General features: G+C 63.3%; 11 protein-coding genes. 9 read left to right on the top strand and 2 right to left on the bottom strand.

Annotation, left to right across the window (positions count from 1 at the left end):
* On the bottom strand, positions 1–624 hold the full coding sequence (locus NKH49_RS30905; protein WP_023718327.1) for a LysE family translocator: 624 nt from the start codon (positions 622–624) through the stop codon (positions 1–3).
* A gap of 187 nt (positions 625–811) precedes the next feature.
* On the opposite strand from NKH49_RS30905, the gene NKH49_RS30910 reads away from it, so the two are divergent.
* The 9 genes from NKH49_RS30910 (at position 812) to NKH49_RS30950 (ending at position 8,226) form a co-directional block, all read left to right on the top strand.
* The gene (locus tag NKH49_RS30910) at positions 812–1,576 is read left to right on the top strand and encodes a L,D-transpeptidase (RefSeq protein ID WP_352929287.1); all 765 of its coding nucleotides are present in this window, start codon (positions 812–814) and stop codon (positions 1,574–1,576) included.
* Positions 1,577–1,674: 98 nt separating this feature from the next.
* Complete coding sequence (locus tag NKH49_RS30915; protein WP_352451606.1) at positions 1,675–2,841, top strand: diphosphate--fructose-6-phosphate 1-phosphotransferase; 1,167 nt, start codon at positions 1,675–1,677, stop codon at positions 2,839–2,841.
* Positions 2,842–2,856: 15 nt separating this feature from the next.
* Positions 2,857–3,582, top strand: a complete 726-nt coding sequence (locus NKH49_RS30920) for an MBL fold metallo-hydrolase (protein WP_352590860.1) — start codon at positions 2,857–2,859, stop codon at positions 3,580–3,582.
* A 370-nt stretch (positions 3,583–3,952) separates the two neighbouring features.
* Complete coding sequence (locus NKH49_RS30925) at positions 3,953–5,506, top strand: DegQ family serine endoprotease (protein WP_352451604.1); 1,554 nt, start codon at positions 3,953–3,955, stop codon at positions 5,504–5,506.
* Between the two features lie 133 nt (positions 5,507–5,639).
* A complete protein-coding gene (locus NKH49_RS30930; protein WP_352769788.1) occupies positions 5,640–6,251 on the top strand; it encodes a molybdopterin-dependent oxidoreductase in 612 nt (203 codons plus the stop codon).
* Positions 6,248–6,994, top strand: a complete 747-nt coding sequence (locus tag NKH49_RS30935; protein ID WP_352769790.1) for an FAD-binding oxidoreductase — start codon at positions 6,248–6,250, stop codon at positions 6,992–6,994. Before NKH49_RS30930 ends, NKH49_RS30935 begins: the two co-directional genes overlap by 4 nt.
* Before the next feature lie 443 nt (positions 6,995–7,437).
* Complete coding sequence (locus NKH49_RS30940; RefSeq protein WP_352472527.1) at positions 7,438–7,641, top strand: DUF680 domain-containing protein; 204 nt, start codon at positions 7,438–7,440, stop codon at positions 7,639–7,641.
* Positions 7,642–7,712: 71 nt separating this feature from the next.
* Positions 7,713–7,919 carry a DUF680 domain-containing protein gene (locus NKH49_RS30945; RefSeq protein WP_352769794.1) on the top strand — a complete coding sequence of 69 codons (207 nt, stop codon included), beginning with the start codon at positions 7,713–7,715 and terminating at the stop codon, positions 7,917–7,919.
* Positions 7,920–7,986: 67 nt separating this feature from the next.
* Positions 7,987–8,226 carry a DUF680 domain-containing protein gene (locus tag NKH49_RS30950; protein ID WP_352454766.1) on the top strand — a complete coding sequence of 80 codons (240 nt, stop codon included), beginning with the start codon at positions 7,987–7,989 and terminating at the stop codon, positions 8,224–8,226.
* Here NKH49_RS30950 and NKH49_RS30955 read toward each other — a convergent pair.
* Positions 8,223–8,478, bottom strand: a 256-nt coding sequence (locus NKH49_RS30955; RefSeq protein ID WP_352929290.1) for a hypothetical protein, incomplete at its 5' end; no start/stop codon positions are given. The two genes, NKH49_RS30950 and NKH49_RS30955, sit on opposite strands and share 4 nt — an antisense overlap.

The raw sequence follows: 8,478 nt of genomic DNA on the forward strand, positions 1-8,478 counted from the left end.
TCAGTTGCCCGAGCGCATCGCCACTGTCGCGATGCCGGCGCCGACCAGCAGCGTGCCGCCGGTGCGGTTGAAGATGCGGATCGCCTTTGGGTTGCGCACCACGTTGCGCGCCCTTGCCGCGATCAGCGCATAACCGAAGGCATTGGCGAAGGCGAGCGCCAGGAAGGTCGTCTCGAAGATCAGCATCTGTGTCCAGAAATCCGCATGCCGGTCGAGGAACTGCGGCAGGAAGGCGACAAAAAAGGTGATGCTTTTCGGATTGAGCGCGGTAACCAGCCAGGCGTGCGCCGTCATTTTCGCCGATGACACTGCATCGGTGCGCGGTTCGGCCCGGAGCGCACCGCCGGCGCGAAACAGCTTGATGCCGAGATAGATCAGATAGCCGGCGCCGATCACCTTCAGCACGGTGAATACGGTGGCGGACGCCGCCAGCAGCGCGCCGATACCCAGCATCGACAGTGTCATCGCGGTGAAGTCGCCGAGCGCCACGCCGACTGCCATCGGCAGCGCGGTGCGCCAGCCCTGGCCGAGCGCATAGGACACCACCAGCAGGATGGTCGGACCTGGAATGACCAGAAGGACTGCCGAGGCAGCGGCAAAGGCGGCCCAGTTTTCGAAGGACATTTTCTTCTCCTTGAGCTCAAAGAAGAGGATAAATCCTTGGCCTCGCGCAGATGTAAAGAGGCAAAATCGAAAAAGCCCCTCGTTAACGCCAGGCGGCTGGCCTTCACGCTTTTTCAACCATGATTGGCGAAAATGCCTGCTATACGGCCGGAGCGTGTTTCCCGCCGACAGCGTAGGGTTTGGGTGAATGCGTGAGTTGCCGCACGGTCTGTCGCTGCCGCATATTGGCGACGCAATCGAAACCGAAATACAGCTTTCCCGTCGCACGGTGCTGTCCGGCGCCGGCGCGCTGGCGCTGCTCGGCATCGCCGGCTGCAGCCAGACGCTGGATTTGCCGTCGCTTCAGCTCGACGACGTCACCACCGGCTCGATCCGGCCCATCCGTCCGAGTATCAGCGTCGACAAGAACATCACCAGCCCCGACGTGATGTACGCTTCGCTCACCGACGGTGGCTTCAATGTGCCGGAAGTGCCCTATCTCAAGGTCAAGCCGGAGTTCCGCCGCCAGATCGTCGTCGATCCGACCGGCGAGCAACCCGGCACCATCGTCGTTCACTCGCAGGAACGGCTGCTCTATTTGGTGCAGCCCGGCGGCGATGCGATCCGTTACGGCGTCGGCATCGGCAAGGACGGGTTCCGCTGGTCCGGCCGCGCCAACATCCAGTATGGCAAGGAATGGCCGGTCTGGACCCCGCCGCCCGAGATGATCGCCCGCAGGCCGGAACTGTTGAAATGGCAAAGCGGACAGCCGGGCGGCCTCGACAATCCGCTCGGCGCGCGTGCCCTCTACATCTATCAGAACGGCAGCGACACCGGCTATCGCATCCACGGCTCGCCCGAATGGTGGAGCATCGGCCAGGCGATGTCGTCGGGCTGCGTGCGCCTGATCAACCAGGACATCATCGATCTCTACAGCCGCGTCTCCAAGAAGAATCCGGTCGTCGTCGTCTGACCGGCGGCTGCTGCCCTTCGTCATCGACTCTGCCGTTGCGCGATGCCGCAAGACAGGCGAATGTGCCTGCGATTTTCACCGCCCGGGAGACGTGAACAATGGCCGGAACTTTTGTCATCGCGCAAGGCGGCGGCCCGACCGCCGTCATCAACCAGACGGTGGTTGGCGCCGCGCTCGAAATCCGCAAGCGGCATCCCGGCGCCAAGGTGCTTGGTTCCATCCACGGCGTGCGCGGCATCCGCGACGGCAATTACGTCGATCTTTCGGCCATCCCCGAGGACCGCCTGCGATTGATCGCGGCGACGCCGAGCGCCGCGCTTGGTTCGACGCGCGACAAGCCGGATGCCGCCTATTGCGACCTCATCCTCAACGGCTTGAAGAAAGCCGGCGCCGATGCCTTCATCTATATCGGCGGCAACGACACCTCGGGCACGCAGCAGATCCTCACCGACGCCGCCGGCGGCAAGATCGCCTTCGTGCATGCGCCGAAAACCATCGACAACGATCTCGAGGAGAACGATCACACGCCCGGCTTCATGTCGGCGGCCGAGTTCGTCGCTGGAGCATTCCTTTCGGTCGATCTCGATTTCCGCGCTCTGCCGGGCATCTATGTCGGCATTGTCATGGGGCGGCATGCCGGTTTCCTGACGGCCGCGTCCGCGGCCTGGCAGCTCGATCAGGACAGCGGCCCGCATCTCGTCTACGTACCGGAGCGGCCGTTCTCCGCGGCGGGCTTCATCGACGACGTTCGTGCAACGCTCGACCGCCACAAGCGCTGCATCGTTGCCGTCTCCGAAGGCGTCAGCACCGCCGACGGCAAAGCGCTGGTCGAAAGCCTGGTGCCGCCGGAAAGGCTGGAGCGCGACCAGCATGGCAACGTCAAGCTGTCGGGCAGCGATCTGCCGGCAGCCTTGGAGCGCGCACTCGCCGAAGGATTGCCGGGCAAGCGGGCGCGCGTCGATGCGCTCGGCTATATGCCGCGCGGCTATGTCGGCGCCATCAGCGCGGTGGACGCGCAGGAGGCCTTCGATGCCGGTGCCTTCGCGGTCACGGTGGCCGACGAGGGCGGCGGTTCGGTGGCGCTGCAATATGACGGCAAGAAAACCGTGCTGAAGAAGGTGCCGCTGAAGAACGTCGCCGGCAAGACGCGCCATATGCCGGATGATTTCATGCTGCCGGACGTCAACCGGCTGTCCGATGCGGGGATGGCCTATCTGAAGCGGCTGGTCCCGCAAAAGTACAAGGTCGGCAAGCCGTTCGTCTGATGCGGCGTTGATCTGATGGACAGCTGGTTCAGCAAAACCATCGTCGACGCCAAGACGACGATGCTGACCGAGCCCTTCGTGCACGAATTCGTGCGCGCCAACATCTGGCATCTGCGCGGCCGCGATGTCGACCTGCTGGTCGACACCGGCATGGGGATCTGCCCGCTGGCGCCGCAGATCGACACGCCGTCCGGCAAGCCGCTGCTCGTCGTCGCCACGCATATCCATCTCGATCATGTCGGCTCGCTGCACGAGTTTCCGCTGCGGGCAGGGCCGCGCCACAGCGCCGCACAGTTCGACAGCATGGATGAAGCGGTGACCTACGCCTACATGTTCCATGATCTGGAAGGCGCCGTCTCCAGGCTGCCGGCAAAGGGCTGGAAGGCGGCCGATTACAGGATTCAGCCGGCGCCTCTGGCCCGGACCCTGGACGAGGGCGATAGGATCGACCTCGGCGACCGCCAATTCCGCGTCCTGCATCTGCCCGGCCACTCTCCGGATTCGATCGCGCTGTTCGACGAGGCTGACGGCCTGTTCTTCGCCGGCGACGCCATCTACGACGCCATGCTGATCGACGACCTGCCGGATTCGGATCGTGCCGCCTATCGCCGCACGATGCAGCGCCTGCTCGAGCTGCCGATCCGGATCGGCCATGGCGGCCATGGACCGAGCTTCGATGGCAGGCGGATGCGCGAGATCGCCACCACCTATCTCAGCCGGACCGACCGGAAAGGCGAATAGGAGGTCTCGGCTGAGGCGGCGCAAATCTGAGGCGATTTGTCTTGGGCAGCTATTTTGTTCTTGCTTTGTGCCGGCAGCTATGCTACTAATATCGGTATGGTGCTGATTCGCCCCAACCGACCCGCCCCTCCCGAGGCGGGTTTTGTATTTTCGGGTTTCGGCGGCAACGCCGCGAGGCGGTTGCCGGCTGGAAATTAAATCTTCGTAATATTATCTGGAAACCATAATCGGCGCCCTAGATGCGGGGCTGTCGATCCGGTCGGCTGCCGTGACAGGCGAGACAGGCAAGGCCGACGACCGACGCGCCGATGAATTGTTCCGGTGACGGAACGTCGCGGCGCAAGACCAATCTCTCGCCCGGACAACGGCCATGTCACCAATCCAGACCCTTCGCAGACATCGCGTCGCCGCTCTGCTGGGCGCCGCGCTGATCGTCAGCCCCTTCGCCCTGTCCTTCGCTCCCAGGCTGAATGATGTCCTGGCGGCAACAGTGACCCCACCTGTCACCGGCATGACGGCGCCCCGCGGCTCGTTCGCTCCGGTCGTGGCGGCCGACAAACCGGCAGTGGTGACGATCACCACCCTCATGAAATCGGCGCAGTCGGACACCACGAGCGAGGCCTCCCCATTCGGTGGCAACGAGTTCGGTGGCAACTCGCCTTTCGACGACTATTTCCGCCGTTTCTTCGGTGACCAGGGACTGCCCGCCCCCAAGACACCGCCGGAACAGGCGCCGCGCACCGAGGCCCTCGGCTCAGGCTTCATCGTCGGTGCCGACGGCATGATCGTCACCAACAATCACGTCGTCGACGGCGCCCAGTCGGTCAAGGTGATGCTCGACGACGGCACCGAGCTTCCCGCCAAATTGATCGGCCATGACACGAAGAACGACCTTGCCGTGCTCAAGGTCAACGCCGGCAAGCCCTTGCCGACCGTCAAATGGGGCGATTCGGACAAGCTCATGCCGGGCGACCAGGTGCTCGCCTTCGGCAATCCTTTCGGCCTTGGCACCACGGTCACCGCCGGCATTGTCTCGGCGCGCGGCCGCGATCTGCACAGCGGCCCGTTTGACGACTTCATCCAGATCGACGCACCGATCAACCGGGGCAATTCCGGCGGCCCGCTGACGGATGTGTACGGCGATGTCGTCGGCATCAACACCGCGATCTTTTCGCCGAATGGCGGCAGCGTCGGCGTCGGCTTCGCCATCCCCTCGGACCAGGCGCAAAAGGTCGTCGCCAAGCTGATGAAGGGCGGCTCCATCCAGTACGGCTATCTCGGCGTCCAGATCCAGCCGGTGACGCCTGATGTGGCGAGCGCCATCGGCCTCGATCACCCTACCGGCGTGCTGGTCGCGCAGGTCAGCGACGGATCGCCGGCCGCCAAGGCCGGCATCGAGACCGGCGATGTCATTACCAGCTTCGCCGGCCAGGACATAAAGGATCCGAGGGATCTGTCGCGCGCCGTCGCTGACGTTGCGCCTGGCACGAGGGAAGCCCTCAATGTCTGGCGCAAGGGGAAAAGCCTGCAGATCTCCGTCGAGATCGGGCGCAACGAAGACGACACGGCGACGGGATCGGTGACCGGCGATTCAGGTCAGCCGTCGACGGGGCAGGGCCTTCGCGCACCGGCGCTCGGTCTCGGCCTGATGGACGTCACTCCTGATGTGCGCCAGGCAATGAACCTGCCAGAAAACCAGCACGGCGCACTGGTCGAGCGCGTCGACCCGAACAAGGCGGCGTCGGCTTCCGGCATCCAGCCCGGCGACATCATCGTCGGCGTCGACCAGACTCCGGTGAGGAGCGCCAGGCAGGCAAATCAGGCGATTGTGCAGGCTGCCAAATCCGGCAAGAAATCGGTGCTGCTGCTTGTCGAGCGCGGCGACGCCCAGATGTTCGTCGCCGTCCCCTTCGCCAGCGGCTGAAGCGGGCGCCGCGCTGCCAAGATCGATGTAGAGCATTGCCGCTGGGCCGGAGCCAAGATTTCGGTTGCCCGCGCTCGCGTCTTCGAGAAAACTGACAAAGGTCGATTGGACCTTGCGCAAACGGATATTCTCGATGGTTACCCGAGGTTTCTCTTCCGGACGAAAGCCGCCGACGGATACGGATGCACGTATCCCGCCGGGGCAATATCTCGAGCAAGGTTTCCCGGTCCTGTCGGCCGGCCCGACGCCGCATGTCCGCACCGAGGATTGGTCGTTCACGCTTAAGCACGGGCCGCGGCCGATCAAGAAGTGGAACTGGGCCGAGTTCAACGCGCTGCCCTTGACCAAGATGACGCGCGACATCCATTGCGTCACCGCATGGACCAAGTTCGACACGGCGTGGCAGGGCGTGCTCGTCGACGACATCCTTGCCGACGCCGGCATCGAGCCGCCCACCGCCTTCACGCTGGCGCTGGGTTTCGACGGCTATTCCACCAACGTGCCGACGAAGGATCTCACCGGCGGCAAGGCGATGGTGGCACTGCTTTACCAGGGCAAGCCGATCACTCCCGACCATGGCGGCCCGGCCCGGCTGCTCGTTCCGCATCTCTATTTCTGGAAATCGGCCAAATGGCTGAACGGGCTGCAGTTCACAGAGCGTGACGAGCCGGGTTTCTGGGAGTTGCGAGGCTATCATATCTATGGCGATCCGTGGCGCGAGCAGCGCTACACGAACGATCCATGAGCGACGCACCGGCGGCGCAGTCGCCCTGGCAGACGGTCACCATCACCCGCATCCAAAAGCGCACGCCGCGCGTCACCAGCTTTTTCCTGCAGCCGTTGCGGCCCTTCGTCTACCGCGCCGGACAGCATGTCGATGTCAGGCTGACGGCGCCGGACGGCTATCAGGCGCGCCGCTCCTACTCCATCGCCTCGGCGCCGGAAGCCGGCGAGACCATCGAGCTGGCGATTGAAAAACTCGAGGACGGCGAGGTCTCGCCGTTCTTTCACGAGATCGCGGCGGTGGGCGACGAGGTCGAATTGCGCGGGCCGCTCGGCGGCCATTTCGTCTGGTCCGACGGCGATGGCGGCCCGCTCCTGCTCGTCGGCGGTGGGTCGGGCGTGGTGCCGCTGATGTCGATGCTCCGTCACCGGGCGATGCGGGGATCGCTGGTCGCCGCCGCCCTGGTGTTTTCGGCGCGGGTCTGGGACGAGGTGATCTTTCGCGACGAACTGATCGACCTCGCCGAGCGCCGGGATGGCTTCGACCTGGTGCTGACGCTGACGCGCGAGCCGGCCCGCCGTCCGGCGGATTATGCGCGGCGGGTCGACGCCGCGATGATGGTGCAAGCCATGACCAGGCTGCCGGCGCCGCCGAAGCTCGCCTTTGTCTGCGGCTCGAACGCATTCGTGACGGCCGCCGCCGAGGCACTGATCGATGCCGGGGTGCCTGCGGCACTCATCCGCACCGAACGTTACGGGGTCTGACCCGGTTCTGCTTGCCCGGTTGCTGCCTTCGTTGGGCGGCATAAGGCAGGCCAAAAGCAGCCGCAACGCCGACGCCGCATTCGGCCGAAATGGTTAAAGATTCGACAAAGAACCTCGGCTGCGACTTTTATCGGTTTAAAAAATCGAACCGAACGGTTCGTTTCTGTTGACAATGCGTGCAGGACGCTGTGAACGCTGCCTCCCAAGTCACCTTGCAGCCAGACCGAGGCGATAGACTATCTGCTTGACATTAAACGATAAAAATGTGGCGAAGGGAATCTCTGGCACAATTTCAAGGTGTAGATTCTTGGTCCACACCAAAAAACTTCGTGATTGGAAACTGGCCATTGGCTTTCCCACATCGGGGCTGTCCGAACGACGCGAATTCCCCCCAAGGCACGCCGCTAGACGGACGGAAAACTAAGATACTGGAGTACTAAAAAATGAAAAAGATCGCTCTTGCCGCCGTCGCCGTTTTGGCCATCACCGGCAGCGCCTTCGCTGGCAGCGACAACTTTGGTTCCAAGGGTGCGAACCAGCCTGCCGCTGCGGTCGACAGCTCGTATACGGCTTCCATTCAGAAGCCGGCTCATGCTGACCAGCAGGCTGTCCAGGGCGCCGACCGTAACCTCTTCGGCAACAACTAACAGCCGATCCCAGCATCAGGGCGGCGGGCATATCCGCCGTCCGGGGATCTGAAAAATTCAGGAGTATTAAGATGAAAAAGATCGTTCTTGCTGCCGCCGCCGTTTTGGCCATCACCGGCAGCGCCTTCGCCGGCAGCGACAACTTTGGTTCCAACGGAGCCAACCCGCCTGCTGTCTCGGTCGACAGCTCCTACACGGCTTCCGTCAAGACGTCGAACCAGGCTGAAAAGCAGCCGGTTGTCCAGGGCGCCGACCGTAACCTCTTCGGCAACAACTAACAGCCGATCCCACCATCAAGGCGGCGGCATGCCCGCCGCTTGATTTCGAAAATCCAGGAGACCCAAAATGAAAAAGATTGTTCTTACTGCCGCCGCGCTCTTGATTGCCGCCGGCAGCGCTTATGCCCGCAACGACAATGTTGGCGGGACCGACATCAACAAGCAGTCGACCGTCAACGTCGACAAGACGCAGACGTATTCGGTGCGGGACAGCAACTCGCCGATCTACAAGCTGCTGAATTCGTCTGGCGATGTGCCCAAGTCCGCGCCTCAGGGCGCCGACCGCAACCTCTTCGGCAACAACTAGAGCAATTCCAGGAAAAGTGTGAAACGGTTTTCCCGGGAAAAGCGTGTAGCGCTTTCCCTTGGGAATTGCGTCAAAACAAAGAGATAGAGCGGTTCGGCGTTCCGTGAAACGATGAACCGCTCTATCGGCCGAACTGGAATTCCAGACAAGAGGGCGGGGGGCCGGCCCCCGGCAGTATGTGTATTAAAAGGCGGCGAGCCGCCGAAGTAAACACCCCGTGTTGTTGGGGAAAACGCCGCCAGAAAGCGGCCG

The organism is Mesorhizobium sp. M1088, from assembly GCF_040318575.1.
Lineage (GTDB): Bacteria > Pseudomonadota > Alphaproteobacteria > Rhizobiales > Rhizobiaceae > Mesorhizobium.

Excerpts from the sequence above, each read along its gene's own strand:
- NKH49_RS30905 (WP_023718327.1), bottom strand. The coding sequence starts at position 624 with ATGTCCTTCGAAAACTGGGCCGCCTTTGCCGCTGCCTCGGCAGTCCTT.
- NKH49_RS30910 (WP_352929287.1), top strand. The coding sequence starts at position 812 with ATGCGTGAGTTGCCGCACGGTCTGTCGCTGCCGCATATTGGCGACGCA.
- NKH49_RS30915 (WP_352451606.1), top strand. The coding sequence starts at position 1,675 with ATGGCCGGAACTTTTGTCATCGCGCAAGGCGGCGGCCCGACCGCCGTC.
- NKH49_RS30920 (WP_352590860.1), top strand. The coding sequence starts at position 2,857 with ATGGACAGCTGGTTCAGCAAAACCATCGTCGACGCCAAGACGACGATG.
- NKH49_RS30925 (WP_352451604.1), top strand. The coding sequence starts at position 3,953 with ATGTCACCAATCCAGACCCTTCGCAGACATCGCGTCGCCGCTCTGCTG.
- NKH49_RS30930 (WP_352769788.1), top strand. The coding sequence starts at position 5,640 with ATGGTTACCCGAGGTTTCTCTTCCGGACGAAAGCCGCCGACGGATACG.
- NKH49_RS30935 (WP_352769790.1), top strand. The coding sequence starts at position 6,248 with ATGAGCGACGCACCGGCGGCGCAGTCGCCCTGGCAGACGGTCACCATC.
- NKH49_RS30940 (WP_352472527.1), top strand. The coding sequence starts at position 7,438 with ATGAAAAAGATCGCTCTTGCCGCCGTCGCCGTTTTGGCCATCACCGGC.
- NKH49_RS30945 (WP_352769794.1), top strand. The coding sequence starts at position 7,713 with ATGAAAAAGATCGTTCTTGCTGCCGCCGCCGTTTTGGCCATCACCGGC.
- NKH49_RS30950 (WP_352454766.1), top strand. The coding sequence starts at position 7,987 with ATGAAAAAGATTGTTCTTACTGCCGCCGCGCTCTTGATTGCCGCCGGC.